This window comes from Pseudomonas sp. IT-P100 (assembly GCF_949767185.1).
In the GTDB taxonomy this organism is placed as follows: Bacteria; Pseudomonadota; Gammaproteobacteria; order Pseudomonadales; family Pseudomonadaceae; genus Aquipseudomonas; species Aquipseudomonas fluorescens_B.
On record NZ_CATKQK010000011.1, the window covers coordinates 477,739 to 493,483 of the forward strand.

Here is a 15,745-nt window from a genome sequence, read left to right on the forward strand (position 1 = left end):
TTACTGAACGACTTTTTCCTGTAAATGGCAGTCATTACACTTGTAACTGTTTCAAGACACTAATCGGTGCGACGCTAAGCATCGATCTGTTGCACAATACGCCCCGGACCGTTTTCTTCAGGATGTTCAATGTTTAAATCATTTCCCGTGCGGGTTGTCGGGCTGGCTCTGGTGCTGGCGGCCGCGGCCGGTTGCTCGTCGAAAAAAGCCCCCATCTATGAGCATGAGAACTTCGACGACTCCGGAACGTTTTCGCGCAACTATCCGGTGACCGATGCGCAAACCTGCGAAGCCGCCCGTCGGGCGCTGCTCAGTCAGGGCTACATCATTACCAGCAGCGATCCGAAACTGATCAGTGGTCACAAAAGCTTCCAGCAGACTGGCGATACCCACATGGAGATAAGTTTCAGTGTGGTCTGTGCCGATGATGGCAGCGAAGGTCACCACGCCACCATGTTTGCCAACGCACTGCAGGATCGCTATGCGCTGAAGAAAACCAACAATTCCGCCAGCCTTGGCGTGGGCGTGCTGGGTTCGGTATCGATGCCGATCGGCTCGTCCGATGATTCGATGGTCAAGGTTGCCAGCGAAACCGTATCGTCGGCGAAGTTCTACGAGCGCTTCTTCACCCTGGTGGAATTGTTCCTGCCGCCGGAAGCGAAAAAAGCCGCGCACATCGTCGAGAAGCCGAAAACCGACCTGGGCGTGCCTGAAACCAAGGCCGCACCGGCGGCATTGGCGCCGGAGCCTGCGCCCGCCGCTGAACCTGCACCGGCACCTGCCGCGGAGCCGGTTGCACCCCCACCTGAACCCGCACCGGTCGCCCCGGCCGAAAACACTGAATCGGCGCCGTCGACGGAAAACGTCACGCCACCGCCGCAGTCGGATTTGCCTCCTCCGAGCGAACCGATTCCAGCCATGCCGGTCACCAGCCAGTAATCGCTCCTGACGTTCCGGGATCAGCCCACAGCTCGTTGATCCCGGAACAGCGTTCAATTGATCCGCGTCAACCCAGGCCGTATTCCTGCAGCCTGTATCGAAAAAATCCTGTGATAAATTCCTGACCGCCTGCTACGTTTTATTCAGTAGCGACGAAGCGTCGTGCCTGCGTCATTTTTCTTTCACTCGGGCACTTTATGCTCAAGGCGCTGGTCATTTATTCAAGCGTTTTTTCAATGAGCTGTGGGAGATTCACAATGGACGATTATCAAGAAGAGCTGCTCGAGTTTCAGGCGTTTGAACTGGACCCGCTGGAACCCGCCGAAGACGCTACCGAGCTGTAAGCGTCAGGCGGATTGGCGGTGACTGCGGCGAAATTCGCCGGGAGTCTGGCCGCTCCAGCGTTTGAAAGCGCGTTGAAACGCTTCGGCTGAGGCAAAGCCCAGCAGGTAGGCGATTTCACCGAACGCCAGTTCGGTGTCACGAATGTAGGTCATGGCCAGGTCGCGACGGGTGTCGTTGAGAATTGCACGAAACTGCGTGCCTTCCTCGGCGAGTTTGCGACGCAAGGTCCAGGTAGGCAGCTTCAGGCGTGCCGCCACTTCTTCCAGGTCGGGTTCCCGGCCACCATTGAGCAACGGCCCCAGTAACTGAGTGATGCGTTCACGCAGGCTGCGGGTGCGTGTCAGTTGTTCCAGTTCCCGTTCACACAGTTGCAACAGGTGCCGCCACGTACTCGGGCAGTGCAGCGGGTTGCGCTGGGCGAGGCTGTCCAGGCTCATGCGCAGCTGGTTCTGTTCGGCGCTGAACTGGATTGGGCAATCGCCCAGCACCGCATAAGCGTCGTGGTAATCCGGTTCGTCGAATTCGATTTCGATGCGTTCGGCGCTCAAGGGAACAGGGCTGACGCTGGACAATTGCTGCAACCATCCGGCGATGATCGAATCCACCACGAAGCGGTTGTAGGCGTTGTAAGGACTGATGGAATAGAACCGCAGCCAGGCGCCTTGGGCGTCTTCGTGGAAGCTCGATTGACCGCGATAGTTGGAGCCGTACAAGGCTTCGAAGCGAATCAGGCAACGTGCCGCTTCCCGTACTGTCGGCGCCTGCGCGGCGGTGACTCCGGCCAGGCCGGCCTGGCTCAGACGGCTGAGCTGGCCCATGCGCAAACCCAGCGCCGGGTTGTCGGTCAGTTGAATCGCGCCGTGGCCCAGGCGCATGTAACGCGGGATCGACAACCGGGCGCAGGCTTCGCCAAGCCGCGCGGGGTCGAGGCCATACTGGTCGAGCAGGGGCTGAGGATCGATGCCGTGACTGCGCACCGCGTCGGCCAGGCTATGAACAAAGCCGACCGACAAATCGCCCAGACGCATCGGCAACGGTTTCATGGCTTACAACCAAAGATTCAGCAAGCGCGCGCCACGGACATTTCCACCGACGAAATGCTGGCCGTTGCTGCTGAGAAAGCTCTGCCCGGCGCTGCCCTGATCCCAGAATTGCCCGCGCAGGAACACACTCACGCCGGCAATGGCCTGGCTGCTGGGCGGTTGAGCGGTCAGTGTCAGGCGATGCCAGGCCTGGCCTTCGCTGAGCTCGCCAGCCTTGAGACTGACGGAGCCGGGCGTCGACAAACCTTTGTAACCGCGCCATGGCTTGTCCCAGGTCCCGCGACCACTGACGAACGCCGGTACCACGACCAACTGCGCACCCTGATCGTCGAGTTTGCGGTAGTTGCCCGGGTACCAACTGTCGCTACCGATCAGCACGCCCAGGCGGCCGGCCGGGGTGTCGACGACGCTGAGCGTGTGTTCGCCATTTGCTTCGATTACATCATGCTCGGCGAAAATCGGGTGCATCTGGCGCTGTGGCTGGCCAATCGGCAGACCATCGCGACCGAATACCACGCTGCTGTTGTACAGCGCGCCGCGACCGATTTTCAGGGTGCCGTCGATGATGCTCGGCTCAGGCAGCACGATGGAGCCCGCCACCAGTGTCACGTGAAATTCTTTCGCCAGACCACCGAACAGCGCCTGGTACTCCTTGGCCATGCCTTTGGCTTTCATGCGCAGGTGCGCATCGTCCAGGCGGTTGTCGCCCTTGGCGCTGATCAGGGCGCGGACGAACTGCAAGGGATTGCTCACCGCCAGCCAGTTCATGGCTTCCTTGATGGTGGTGGCCTGGTACAGCTCGTCTTTTTCGCCACTGACCATCAACCAGGTGCCGACATGTTCAGGCAGCACGACGATGGTTTTTTCATTCAACAAGCCCTGTTCCTGGGCTTTCTGCAGATAGGCCGCGAGTTTGCGGTGCAGGCGCTCGGCGCTTTGATAGTCGGTGGGGAAGAGTTCCGGCTGGATGCCTAGCAGGTTGCCGCGATCGGCAGGGGTGCCTTGATCGATGGCGAGATCGATTCGCAGGTCCGACAGGTAATGACCCACCGGACGGTCCGCGGCCCACATGGCGTAGGTTGTCAGGGCGGCAATCAATGCCATGGAGAAAGTCAGGTACAGAAGTTTGCGCATGGGAAAACAGTCGACGGCCGTTTGCAGGTTTCATGATTGGCGTGCAGATAAGGAACGAGGCTACGGTAAAACAGCGGATCAAGGGGCTGTTTTTTTGATTTTTTTGCGGTTCTTGGCGGAATGATGGCCGATGACGCCAAACGAACGCAAAGTCGTGTCGCCATGATCGATATGTGCTGAATTCGTCATCGCCTTGGCCTAAAGCGATCAAGCCGTTGGTGGGGGAATGGGCCAGTCTGGACGGTCTGTTCAAGGAGGTGATTATGATCCGACTGTCTCTGGCCGAAGCTCGTGAGTTGGCCGAATCGATTTTGCTGCATAACGGTTTCAACCTTGCCCACGCTCAAGCGGTGACTGCCACGGTGATTGCCGGCGAACGCGATGGCTGTGCCTCCCATGGTTTGTATCGGATTCTGGGCTGTGTCAACTCGCTAAGGGCCGGCAAAGTGGCGGCTGATGCACAGCCGCAAGTCATCGATCAGGCGCCATCGATTGTGCGTGTGGATGCGGCGGGTGGTTTTTCACAATTGGCATTCCAGGCAGGGCTGCCGGTGCTGGCGCACAAAGCCCGGGCAAATGGTGTTGCTGCGTTGGCCATCAATCGCTGTGTGCATTTCTCTGCGCTGTGGGTGGAGATCGAACAACTGACGGCGGCCGGTCTCGTGGCGTTGGCCTGCAATCCCAGCCATGCCTGGGTGGCGCCTGCGGGCGGCAGTCAGCCGGTGTTCGGCACCAATCCCATCGCGTTCGGCTGGCCACGCTCGGGCAAGGACCCGTTTGTGTTTGACTTCGCCACCAGCGCGATTGCTCGTGGCGATATCGAGTTGCACCGGCGTGCCGGCAAAGCGATTCCCGAGGGCTGGGGCGTAGACGGTCAGGGACTGCCCAGTACCGACGCCAGCGTGGTGCTTGATGCGGGCGCGATGCTGACGTTCGGCGGGCACAAAGGCTCGGCACTGGCGGCCATGGTGGAGCTGATCGCCGGGCCGCTGATCGGCGACCTGACCAGTGCCGAGTCACTGGCTTACGACGCCGGGAGCAAATCGTCGCCGTATCATGGCGAGTTGATCATCGCTCTTGATCCGCGACGCTTTCTCGGCGACTCCACCGAGCAGCATCTGGCCCGCGCCGAAGTCTTGTTCGAGAGCATTCAAGGGCAGGGCGCACGGTTGCCATCGCAACGGCGCTACGAGGCTCGAGCGCTTAGCCTGGTGGAGGGCGTGGAGATTCCCGAGGGCTTGTACAACGACCTCAAAGCACTGCTGGAATGAGTGAACGAATGCGCCACCGGAAAACCCGGTGGCGTTTTTTTTACAGTGGGGCCCGCTGGCCAATGCCATCCACCAGGCGGGCGATGCCCAGCGGGTTGGCGTTTTTCAGCGGGTCCGGCAAGAGCGCGTCCGGGCAGTTCTGGTAACACACCGGGCGCAGGAATCGCTCGATGGCCAGGCTGCCGACCGAGGTGCCACGTGCATCGGAAGTGGCCGGGTAGGGGCCTCCGTGTACCATCGCATCGCAGACTTCGACGCCGGTCGGGTAGCCGTTGAACAAGACTCGGCCGACCTTTTGTTCCAGCAGCGGTAACAGCTCGCTGTGATTGTGCAGGTCGTCGGCTTCAGCAATCAGTGTAGCCGTGAGTTGCCCGTGCAAATGCTGAAGTGCCTGCTGCAGTTCGGCTTTGTCGGCCACTTCTACCAGTATCGTCGCGGGGCCGAACACTTCTTCCTGCAACAGCGGGTCGTCATCGAGCAACAGACTGACGTCAGCCTTGAACAGTTGTGGCTGTGCTTGCTGGGCTTGATAATCGCGGCCGGCCAGATGAGTGATTTTCGGATGTGCGTACAACGCCTGCACACCGTTGGCGTAGCTGTTCAGCGTACCGTGGTTGAGCATGGTCTGGTCCGGTTGTTCGGCCATCAATGCGCTGAACAATTGGGTAAAGGCACTGAACGCTGGCGAGCGAATACCGATCACCAGTCCGGGGTTAGTGCAGAACTGGCCGCAGCCGAGCACCACGGAGGCGGCGAGTTCGCTGGCAATTTTTGCGCCCCGCAGTTGCAGTGCGTCGGGCAATAGCACCACCGGATTGATGCTGCTCATTTCGGCGAACACGGGAATCGGTTGAGGTCGTGCTGCGGCCATGTCGCACAGCGCGCGGCCACCCTTGAGTGAGCCGGTAAAGCCCACCGCCTGGATGGCCGGATGCTTGACCAGCGCTTCGCCGACCCCCGCGCCGTAGATCATGTTGAACACACCTTTGGGCATACCGGTTTGCTCGGCCGCGCGCAGGATCGCGTCGGCCACCCGTTCAGCGGTTGCCATATGCCCGCTGTGGGCCTTGAACACCACCGGGCAACCGGCGGCCAACGCAGCAGCGGTGTCGCCACCAGCGGTGGAGAAAGCCAACGGGAAATTGCTCGCACCGAACACAGCGACCGGGCCGACGCCGATCTGGTATTGGCGCAGATCAACCCGTGGCAGCGGTTTGCGATCAGGCAGGGCCCGGTCGATGCGTGCAGCATAAAAATCGCCACGACGCAGGACTTGGGCGAACAGGCGCATCTGGCTGCTTGTGCGAGTACGCTCACCCAGAATGCGTCCGTTCGGCAGCGCCGTCTCGCGGGTCACCAGCGCGATGAAATCATCGTCCAGTGCCTCCAGTTGTGTGGCGATGGCTTCGAGAAACTCCGCGCGGCGTATGGCCGACAGCGTGCGAAAGGTCGGGTAGGCGGCTGCTGCGGCCTGGGCGGCAGCGTCGACCTCTTCGGCGGTGGCCTGCATGAACGCGTAGGGCAGCGCCTCACCGGTACTGGCGTCATGGCTGCGCACGATGACCTTGCCGGCGGCGCTGCGCGCACCACCGATGTAGTTGTGTCCGATGATCTCGGGCATGAAAAGCTCCTGTCGGAATGTAGTGGCCCTGTAGGCGTCAGCTTGCTGGCGATGGTGTGTCCTAAGGCATCAATGTTGATTGACACACTGCCATCGCGAGCAAGCGGGCTCCTACAGGGGGATCGTGTCAGGCCAGTGAATCGCTGCGGCGCACAGGCGCAGGTTCGGCGTCGGTCAAGGCGGCGATGCGCGCGGCGGATTCGCTGTCCACCAGATGCAATGATTTACCCCGTGTTTCCCGAGTAAGACCGACAGCGACAATCGAGATCAGCGATGCACCGACCAGGTAAAACGCGATCGGTGTCGAGCTGTGATACTTGTTGAGCAAAGTGATCGCAATCAGCGGCGCGAGGGAGCCGGCGAAGATCGGCGCCACCTGGTAGCACAGGGACAACGCGGTGTAGCGCACGTGGGTCGGGAACATTTCCGCCATCAGCGCCGAGTAGGGTGCGTAGGTCATTGACTCGATCGCCAGGCCCAGGGTGATGGCGGCCATGATCAGCCAGTTGTTGCCGGTGTCCATCATCGGGAAACCGATGAAACCCCAGAACGCCGTGAGCACCGCGCCTGTCAGGTACACCGGCTTGCGCCCGACCAGATCGGACAGATAGCCCATCAGCGGAATCATGAAGAAGTGCAGCAGGTGGGCGCCGAACATCAGCAACAGAATTTCGGAAGTGTCTTTGTGCACTATCAGTTTCAGATAAGTAATCGAGAAGGTTACGACGGTGTAGTAGAGGATGTTCTCGGCAAACCGCGCACCGATACCGACCAGCACCGAGCGCCAGTGGTGACGCAGCACTTCAACCACGCCCAGTTGCTGTTGCCTGGTCTGCGCTTGACGGGCCTGGGCTTCCTTGAAAATCGGCGCGTCATCGACGCTGGTGCGAATCCAGTAGCCAATCAGCACAACGATGGCCGAGAACCAGAACGCCACGCGCCAGCCCCAGGCGAGGAATTGCTCCTCCGACAGGTTCGACGACAACAGCAGCAGCGCAACCGTCGCCACCAGGTTGCCGGCCGGGACACCGGCCTGCGGCCAACTGGCCCAGAAACCTCGACGATTGTCCGGGCAGTGCTCGGACACCAGCAGAATCGCACCGCCCCATTCGCCGCCAAAGGCAAAACCCTGGATCAGCCGCAGCAGCACCAGCAACACCGGCGCGGCATAGCCGATCTGGTTGAAGCCGGGCAGGCAACCCATCAGGAAGGTGGTGATACCGACCACCACCAGGCTCAGTTGCAGCAGGCGCTTGCGGCCGTATTTGTCGCCGTAGTGACCGAACACCAGGCCACCCAGTGGGCGGGCGAGAAAGCCTACGGCGTACAGGGCGAAGGCGGCGATGATGCCGTCGATGGGACTGTCGGTCTGACGGAAGAACAACTGGCCGAAGACCAGTGCCGACGCAGTTCCATAAAGGAAGAATTCATACCATTCGGCGACGGTGCCGGCCATGGCGGCGGCCACGACACGCTTGAGTCCCGAGGGTGTGGTTGCGCTTTGGGTGTGTTGAGCGTTGGGCATGCTGGCGTTTCCTGTAAGGGCGCAAAAAACAGGTAGCCGGGCCGGGCCTGCGAAGCCCCGCCCGGCAATCACTCAGAGACCGACGTCCGGCAAGTGCGGACGGTTGGCCAAGGCCTTGGCCATGATCTGCTCGACGAAGACCCGATCTTCTTCTGGCAGGGCCAGGCGTGGCGGACGGGTCAGCGCGCTGCCGCGACCGGCTATGGCTTCGCACAGCTTGATGCACTGCACCAGGTCGGCACGGGCGTCGAGGTGCAGGATCGGCATCAGCCATTCGTAAATCGGCATGGCTTCGGCATAGCGTCCGGCCTTGGCCAGTCGGAAGATGGTTTCGCCTTCTTTCGGGAACACGTTGGACATGCCCGACACCCAGCCTTCAGCGCCCACGGCAAGGCTTTCCAGCACCACATCGTCGAGGCCGGCGAACAGCACAAAACGGTCACCCACTTCGTTACGAATGTCGATGAAGCGGCGGGTGTCGCCAGAGGAATCCTTGAAGCACACCACGTTGTCGCAGTCGGCCAGGGCAATCAGGATGTCCGGGGTCACGTCGTTTTTGTAGATCGGCGGGTTGTTGTAGACCATCAGCGGCACGTCGGCGTTTTTTGCCACGTAGCGGTAATGCTCGGCGGTTTCGAACGGCTTGGAACCGTAGACCAGCGCCGGCATCAGCATCACGCCATCGACACCGACCTTGCGCACTGCGTTGGCGACCTTGGCCGCTTGCACACTGGTGAATTCGGCCACACCGCAAATCACTGGCACACGGCCGCGCGAGGCATCGACCGCAACTTCGGTCACGGCGATTTTTTCTTCAGCGGTCAGCGAGGTGTTCTCGCCTACCGAGCCACAAACCACCAGGCCCGATACGCCGTCGCGGATCACGTTGGAAATGACCTGATGGGTTTTTTCCAGGTTGATCGAGAAGTCATCGTTGAATTGAGTGGTCACCGCGGGGAAGACGCCACTCCAGTTAATACGCTTGCTCATTATTGCCTCCGGGTTGTTTATTGTATTTCGTATACGATATTTAAAATGAAAAGAATCGGCTAGTGCTTTTTTCAGGTTTGCGGGATTTCTTGCCAGCCGTCGGACCGGATCTTCGGTGCTTTAGCGATCAGGCACCGGGCCAGGTGTCTGACAGTCGATAGCCTTGTGGCCACGGATCACTTGGATCGAGCAGCAGTTGATGGGTGCCGGTAATCCAGGCCCGTCCGGATATGCAGGGGTAAATTGCGGGGTGCCCGGCCACTTCGGTCAGTGAGTCAATCCGACAGTGGAACTCGGAGCCGATAATCGAGCGCCCGATAAAGCGCTCGCCGACGCGCATCAAACCCTTGGCGTGCAACACCGCCATGCGTGCCGAGCAGCCCGTACCGGTCGGCGAGCGGTCGATCTTGCCCGGTTGAATCACCACTGCATTGGCGCCGGTGGCGATGCCGTTCTCATAAACGATGGGCGCGGCGATCTGGCAAAAGGAAATGTGCGACCACTCAGGGTTCAACGGATGCACGAAGCCCAATTGCTCATTGGCAGCACGGGTGATTTTCAGGCCGACCGCCACTAGATCGGCGGCTTCATCGGGACTGATTGCAAAGCCCAGGGTGTTGGCATCGGCGATCACAAAGCTGTCTCCGCCATAGGCGGTATCGACCTTGAGCGTGCCGACGCCTTCCACTTCGATCCACGCGTCGAGGCGATTGGCGAAGGACGGCACGTTTTTGATTTCTACCCGTTCGACCTTGCCGTCACGGCAATCGGCGACGGCCTCGATCAGGCCGCCGGGGGCTTCGAGTACCAATCGGGTTTGAGGTTCGGTCATCGGCACAATTCCGGTGTCGAGCAACACGGTGGCCACGCACAAGGAGTTGGAGCCGGACATCGGCGGGGTATCCGCCGGTTCCATGATGATCCAGGCCATGTGCGCCCGTGGGTCCTTGGCCGGCACCAGCAGGTTGACGTGGCGGAACACCCCGCCACGCGGTTCGTTGAGCACGAAGTTGCGCAGGGTTTCATCCCTGGCGATCCAGCGCGACTGTTCCCACACCGTGGTGCCGGGCGGTGGTGCGACCCCGCCGACAATCACGTCGCCGACTTCACCTTCGGCGTGGCAGCTGACGACGTGAATCACTTTTGATGAGCGCATGGTTTGCTCCTTGTTTTGTCTGTCAGGGCCCTATCGCGGGCTTGCCCGCGATGGGGCCATTAGCTACTTCACCGATTTGAGGAACGCTGCGGTTTCAGCATGCACCGGATTACCAATGACTTGATCCGGTGAGCCGATCTCGTGCACCAGACCGTTGCGAAAGAACGCCACGCGGTCCGACACGTCCCGGGCGAAGCGGATCTCGTGCGTTACCAGCACCATGGTCATGCCGTCTTCGGCGAGCATGCGCATGGTGTCCAGCACTTCGCCGACCAACTGTGGATCGAGGGCCGAGGTGGCTTCGTCGAACAGCATGTAGTCCGGCGACATCGCCAGGGCGCGGGCAATGGCCATGCGTTGTTGCTGACCGCCCGAGAGCTTGCCAGGGAACACCTTGAGCTTGTCACCAAGGCCGACGTGCGTCAGTTGCTGCACGGCCAGCGCCTCGGCTTCGGCCTTGCTTTTGCCCAGGACCTTGCGCGGCGCGAGCATCACGTTTTCCAGGACGGTCAGGTGCGGGAAGGCGTTCCATTGCTGGAACACGATGCCGATTTTCTGTCGCAGGTGATTGAGGTCGGTTGCGCGGTGATGCACCTCGACGCCATCCACGCGGATGCTGCCTTTCTGGATCGGCTCCAGGCCATTGATGCACATCAACAGGGTCGATTTGCCCGAGCCGGAGCCGCCGATGATGGACACCACTTCACCCTTGTTCACCGTCAGGCTGACACCCTTGACCACATCAAGGTCGCCGAAGGATTTGTGTACGTTGTCGATCTCAATCATTTTCTTGCCACCTTCTTTCCAGACGAGCGCCGAGGCGTGCGACCACCAGGCTCATGACGTAGTAGATAAGGCCCGCGATGCACAGCACCAGCAGCGGTTCCTGAATTCGGGTCACGATGGTTTGCGAAGCGCGGAGCAGTTCGACGATGCCGATCCACATCACCAGCGCGGTGTCTTTCATCACCCCGAGCACCAGGTTCAGCCAGCCGGGGAAGGCCACCCGCGAAGCCATTGGCAGGACGATCCAGCGCAGGTCCTGGAAGAAACTCAGGCCCAGCGAACGGCTGGCCCGGCGCACGGTCAGCGGTACCGACAGCACGCCGCCGCGCACGATTTCGGTGAAGTACGCGGCGGCGTAAACCCCGAGCACAATGCAACCCACGCTGAAAGCACTGATGTTCAGGCCGACGATGCTCTTGAGTGAGTTGAACAGCACGAACTGGATCAGCAGCGGTACGCTGCGAAACACATCCAGCACCCACGCCAGTGGCAGGCTGGCCCGTGGCAACAGCGCACGCAGCAGGCCGAACACCAGCCCGGCGAACGTGCCGAGCAGGATTGCCCAGCAAGTCAGTTGCAGCGTGACCCAGGCGCCGTTAAGCAGGAACTGCAGGTCGTTCCAGGAAAAACTGGTGGAAAACATAGTCACGTCCTCAGTAACGGAACAGCCGCCAGGCCATCAGCCGGGCCGTCGCGACGATCGCCTTGGCAATCAGGTAATACAGCACCGCGGCGATGGTGAAATATTCGAAGGTGCGGAACGTCTTGACGTTGTAGTCCTGGGTCACGCCGGTGAGGTCATTGTTGAGCCCGACAATCACTCCCAGAGACGTCATCAACACCGCCCAGACCATCTGGTTGCTCAAGGGGTAGAACACAATCCGCAACAGCTGCGGAACGACGATCATGCGGTAGGTCTGGAAGGCACTCATGCCCAGCGAGCGCGCGGCACGCACTTGCGTGCCAGGCACCGCCTTGAGCCCGCCGCGGAAATTTTCCGCGAGATAGCCCGCATTGTTGAAGGTGATCCCGGCCAGCAGAGCGAACCAGGAACTGACGTGCAGACCCAGTGAACCGAGGCCGAAGTACAGAACGTAGATCTGGAACAGCGACGGGGTATTGCGGGCAATCGACACCCAGCCGTTGCCGATAACGCGCAGCAGCGGGTGTCTGGTTTCGCGCATGACTGTCAGGGCCAGGGCGATCAGTACGCCGAAAATCATCGACAGCGCGGCGGTCTCGAAAGTGACCCAGGCACCGGCGAGCATGTCCGGCAAGGCGCGCAGGGTGGCGCGCCATTGGAAGGTGTAATCAAACATGCGCTAGGCTCTCCATCAGCAGGGCGGGTTGCAACCAGTTCGGCAGTCGCCCGCTGGCGCTGGCAGTGCAAGCGGCGTCAACGCACTCGGCGAGACTGGCGAAGTGCACTTTGCGTCCCACCAGACCGGGCGCGTAATGGGCGTATTTGCCCGAGTTGGTCATTAACGTTGTGGCGTTCGGCGGAATCACCGGCTCGCCGAGCATGCACCAGCAGGTGTCGGTCACCAGGGTGGCGCCGAAGGCTTCAATCACGCCGATGTGTCCGGCGTCACGCGCCTGTTCCAGCACTGCACGACCGCAAGTGATGGCGAGCACCACCTCAGGGTGTTTGTTCCGGCCGCGACACAGCCGTGCGAGGTAGGCGAACTCGCTGAGCGAAAAATGCGGGTTGCCCAGCGAGACCACCTCCACGTGGTTGTCACGGGCACTGTTGAGCTCGCGCCAACTGCGCAGCAAGTCCTCCAGGCGGATTGTTTCCACAGGCACCGGGACGTCGGCTTCCAGCACGTTTGCAGGGTCGAGTGCTTCGGGTGTGATCCCGGCGATATGAAACAACGGCGCGGCCGACGTGGTGGCGAACGCCGCCCCGAAAGCCTTCAGGTCGTCGAGGTCTGGCTGGCGCTGTTCCAGCCCCAGCACCACTGGAATCCGGCTGCCTGCGAGGGCACCGATGTGGTAGCCGAGCAAGGGGTAAAACGCATCGTCCAGCTCGCCCAGTTCCGGCAATTCGACGCGCAGACGGGCCTTGCGTGGCGCGTCCAGATGACAACCGATCAGGGGCGCGCGGCCGGTCAGGGCGATGCAGATATCCAGGTAGTCCGGGTACTTCAGAGTGCGTGCGCCAAGCACGCTGTTGGCGTAGACCACCGCGTTGGATTCGGCCCAGACGATCTGCTCGCCGGCCTTCGGTGCGGTGTCGAGCAAGTAGGGGGCACAGGTGAAACTGAGCTGCGCGCCCATCGCCATGTAGGCATCACCCAAGGCACTGGCCGGTTCGCCGAGCAACGGGTCGATGCCCAACTCTCGCCAGCGACGCTGGTCCACGGAAATTGAATTGAGGGTGGTGGGCACGCGAACCTTTGCGCCCCAGTGCACCAGTTGTTCGGCAAAGCGCAGGCTCGCAGGTCCTGTGTAAATGCAACCGTCGATGTGGGCTTGAGAGATATCCACCAGTTGGTGGGCACCTTGCAGTTCGGCCATGCGCAGAACAATCTGCATGGCCACCTGCGCAGCTTTGCCATGCTCGCCGTCGAGCAGCGAACGGTCGAACCTGGTGAGCTCGATCGGCTCGTTGGATTTGCCTGTGTGCATCAGTGTTTCGGTGGGCCGCCAGCCATCGATGGGCACGTGATCGAACGTCGCCAGCGAGGGGCCTTCGATTCGGGCGAAGGCTTTGCCGCGCAAGGTCGCAAAGGCCTCCTGGCCGATGCACAGCACCGGCAGAGAACGCTCGAAAATAGTCTGTGCCACGAGCACGCCCAACGTCAGAATCTCATCGGCTTCGGCCAGAACCAAAGCGGCAGGTGCATGACCGTTGCTGATCAGCTCCATCAGCACACTGCTGCCGGTACACGAACCGCGGCCACTGGGAATGGCCAGCACACGACCGCTCAGATGTTCGCCACTGAGCGGATGGTGACGGTCGATGACTTCACCTGTGCAAGGGTCGACACCGCCCCAGAAGCTCAGCCCGACATCGGCAAACAGCAGCGCGCCCTGGGCGGAGCCCGAGACCAGGTTACGACCGATGAGAGCAGTGGACCCAGGCATGTCGGACACCTCAGTAATAAACCTTCGGTACGGTCAGGTCGGTCGGCGGGATCTCGGTGCCGACCCATTTGACGAACAGTTCTTTATAGCGACCGCTGCGCACCTGCTGATTGACGAACAAGTTGAGGTAGTTGAGCAGGCCGTACTCGCTGCGTTTGGCGCCCAGAGACACATAGTCGATGGTGTAAGGCGCGTTGCCGGCGATTTTCAGGTTTTTGTATTTGCCCGACTTGATCGTCGCGGCGGCCACGGTATTGGTCACCACCGTGGCGTCGATGTGGCCCTGCGCCACCGCCAGCAGTGTGTCGTTTTGTGACTGGTAGGCGCGGAAGGTGCCGCTGCCCCATTTCTTCACATCGCCTTCCAGGGCGATGGCTTCAAAAGTGCCGCTGGTGTTGCCCAGCGCTTTGCCCTTGATGTCATCGAAGCTATTGATGCCGGTGTTGTCGCGGGTCAGCACGACCATCTGGAAGGCGAAGTACGGCACGGTGAGGCCGACAGTCTTGGCCCGTTCAAGGGTGTCGGAGGTCGAGGCGACGATCACATCAGCCCGTCCGGAGATCAGTGCCGGAATGCGGTCCGGGAACGGCGTTTCCACCACTTCGGCCTCGACCCCGAGGATCTTCGCCAGGTCGTTGCAATAGTCCACGTCGAAACCGGCAGGCGCGTTGCTGGCATCGCGGAAACCCATGGGCGGGAAGTCCAGGGTCACGGCGCAGCGCAGCTTGCCAGAACCGATAATGTCGTCGAGCTTGTCGGCGTGCGCGGTGGCAATGAAGGAGGTACTGAGAACAGCGCTGAGGGCTACGGCAAATGCGGGGTTTTTCATAGAGGCCTCGTTCTGGGAAAGTGCTGTTAAATATCGTATTGAGGATTTCGTATACGATATTAACTATAGCAATGGCCGTGCCGGTTTTGCTTTTATCGCCGAATTTTTGCCAATCCTTGAAGCAGGGCGGCTCAGCGCAAGCGAATGGGCAACGGCGCGAGGGTGTCGATCAAGGAGGTGTTACGGAAGGGAGCACAGCGGGGGCTCAGCGCCCCTTAAAGGAACATTTTAACGACGGCTATCGCGGTACTCGCTGGGCGACAGACTGGTGAGGGCGCGGAATTGGCGGCTGAAGGCACTGTGGTCGGTGTATCCGCAGCGCAGAGCGATTTCGGTGATCGGCAAGTCGGTGTCAAGCAACAGACGCGAGCCTTCTTCCAGGCGGGACTTGTGGATCATCTGCCGTGGCGTGAGCTGGAACACCCGTTTGCAATGGCGTTCCAGTTGCGCCACAGAGAATCCGGCGATGGCTGTCAGTTCAGCAAGACTGATCGGTCGGGCGAAATGGCGGCGGATGTGCGCGTCTACGGCCGCCAGTTTCTGGAAAGCCGGATGGTTGGACTGGGGCAGTTGCAGGTCGCGGGAAATGCCGGCGAGGCCGACGATCCGCCCTTGTTCGTCACGCAGCGCGAGTTTATGGGTCAGGCACCAGACCGGCTGGTTGCCAAAATACAGATGCATTTCCAGTTGATCGGCCAGTTCACGGCCGGTGGACAACACGCGTTGATCCTGCGCGGTGTACAGCGGGCCGAAACGCTCTGGAAAGACTTGGTCGGCGGTCAAGCCGAGCAGTTGTTCGCTGTGCTTGAAGCCACAGCGCCGGGCCAGAGTCTGGTTGACGAAGATGTAGCGCGCCTCGCGGTCCTTGATGAAGAACACCACGTCCGCCAGGGTGTCGAGCAGCGTCGCGATGGGTTGCAGACTGCTCAGCAGCGTCGGCAAATCGCAGGGTTTGAACTGATTGAGTGAGGGGAACATAGTACTGGGGGCCTGGTGGCAACTACCGGGATCATAAA

The 15,745-nt window shown here is 60.8% G+C and carries 14 protein-coding genes; 2 read left to right on the top strand and 12 right to left on the bottom strand.

What is annotated here, in order from left to right; all coding sequences use genetic code 11:
* The first annotated feature begins 129 nt into the window (after positions 1–129).
* Positions 130–939: a DUF2242 domain-containing protein gene (locus tag ACM6IQ_RS10375; protein WP_017339694.1), complete on the top strand. Its 810-nt coding sequence runs from the start codon at positions 130–132 to the stop codon at positions 937–939.
* 347 nt (positions 940–1,286) lie between these two features.
* On the opposite strand, the gene ACM6IQ_RS10380 is transcribed toward ACM6IQ_RS10375, so the two are convergent.
* Both ACM6IQ_RS10380 and ACM6IQ_RS10385 read right to left on the bottom strand, forming a co-directional pair.
* Positions 1,287–2,327 carry an AraC family transcriptional regulator gene (locus tag ACM6IQ_RS10380; protein WP_414878662.1) on the bottom strand — a complete coding sequence of 347 codons (1,041 nt, stop codon included), beginning with the start codon at positions 2,325–2,327 and terminating at the stop codon, positions 1,287–1,289.
* Positions 2,328–2,330: 3 nt separating this feature from the next.
* Entirely contained in the window at positions 2,331–3,461 is a 1,131-nt protein-coding gene (locus ACM6IQ_RS10385; protein WP_414878663.1) for a carbon-nitrogen hydrolase family protein, read from the bottom strand.
* A 263-nt stretch (positions 3,462–3,724) separates the two neighbouring features.
* Between ACM6IQ_RS10385 and ACM6IQ_RS10390 the strand changes: the two genes are divergently transcribed.
* Positions 3,725–4,732 (top strand): Ldh family oxidoreductase, encoded by a 1,008-nt coding sequence (locus tag ACM6IQ_RS10390; protein ID WP_414878664.1) that lies wholly within the window; start codon positions 3,725–3,727, stop codon positions 4,730–4,732.
* A gap of 40 nt (positions 4,733–4,772) precedes the next feature.
* Here the strand turns inward: ACM6IQ_RS10390 and ACM6IQ_RS10395 are convergent, their stop codons facing one another.
* The 10 genes from ACM6IQ_RS10395 to ACM6IQ_RS10440 all read right to left on the bottom strand — a co-directional run bounded on the left by ACM6IQ_RS10395 (position 4,773) and on the right by ACM6IQ_RS10440 (position 15,707).
* Positions 4,773–6,353: an aldehyde dehydrogenase (NADP(+)) gene (locus ACM6IQ_RS10395; protein WP_414878665.1), complete on the bottom strand. Its 1,581-nt coding sequence runs from the start codon at positions 6,351–6,353 to the stop codon at positions 4,773–4,775.
* A 127-nt stretch (positions 6,354–6,480) separates the two neighbouring features.
* Positions 6,481–7,878, bottom strand: a complete 1,398-nt coding sequence (abaF, locus tag ACM6IQ_RS10400; RefSeq protein WP_414878666.1) for a fosfomycin efflux MFS transporter AbaF — start codon at positions 7,876–7,878, stop codon at positions 6,481–6,483.
* Positions 7,879–7,950: 72 nt separating this feature from the next.
* Entirely contained in the window at positions 7,951–8,868 is a 918-nt protein-coding gene (locus ACM6IQ_RS10405; protein WP_150632559.1) for a dihydrodipicolinate synthase family protein, read from the bottom strand.
* Between the two features lie 127 nt (positions 8,869–8,995).
* Positions 8,996–10,024 (bottom strand): trans-3-hydroxy-L-proline dehydratase, encoded by a 1,029-nt coding sequence (locus ACM6IQ_RS10410; RefSeq protein WP_414878667.1) that lies wholly within the window; start codon positions 10,022–10,024, stop codon positions 8,996–8,998.
* Positions 10,025–10,087: 63 nt separating this feature from the next.
* Positions 10,088–10,810, bottom strand: coding sequence for an amino acid ABC transporter ATP-binding protein (locus ACM6IQ_RS10415; RefSeq protein WP_414878668.1), 723 nt, complete (start codon positions 10,808–10,810; stop codon positions 10,088–10,090).
* A complete protein-coding gene (locus tag ACM6IQ_RS10420) occupies positions 10,803–11,453 on the bottom strand; it encodes an amino acid ABC transporter permease (protein ID WP_414878669.1) in 651 nt (216 codons plus the stop codon). Before ACM6IQ_RS10420 ends, ACM6IQ_RS10415 begins: the two co-directional genes overlap by 8 nt.
* A gap of 10 nt (positions 11,454–11,463) precedes the next feature.
* Entirely contained in the window at positions 11,464–12,129 is a 666-nt protein-coding gene (locus ACM6IQ_RS10425; RefSeq protein ID WP_414878670.1) for an amino acid ABC transporter permease, read from the bottom strand.
* A complete protein-coding gene (locus ACM6IQ_RS10430) occupies positions 12,122–13,900 on the bottom strand; it encodes an aconitase X (RefSeq protein WP_414878671.1) in 1,779 nt (592 codons plus the stop codon). The genes ACM6IQ_RS10425 and ACM6IQ_RS10430 overlap by 8 nt, the downstream gene beginning before the upstream one ends.
* Before the next feature lie 10 nt (positions 13,901–13,910).
* Complete coding sequence (locus ACM6IQ_RS10435) at positions 13,911–14,729, bottom strand: transporter substrate-binding domain-containing protein (RefSeq protein ID WP_414878672.1); 819 nt, start codon at positions 14,727–14,729, stop codon at positions 13,911–13,913.
* Positions 14,730–14,957: 228 nt separating this feature from the next.
* The gene (locus tag ACM6IQ_RS10440) at positions 14,958–15,707 is read right to left on the bottom strand and encodes a helix-turn-helix domain-containing protein (RefSeq protein WP_414878673.1); all 750 of its coding nucleotides are present in this window, start codon (positions 15,705–15,707) and stop codon (positions 14,958–14,960) included.
* Positions 15,708–15,745: the final 38 nt, after the last annotated feature.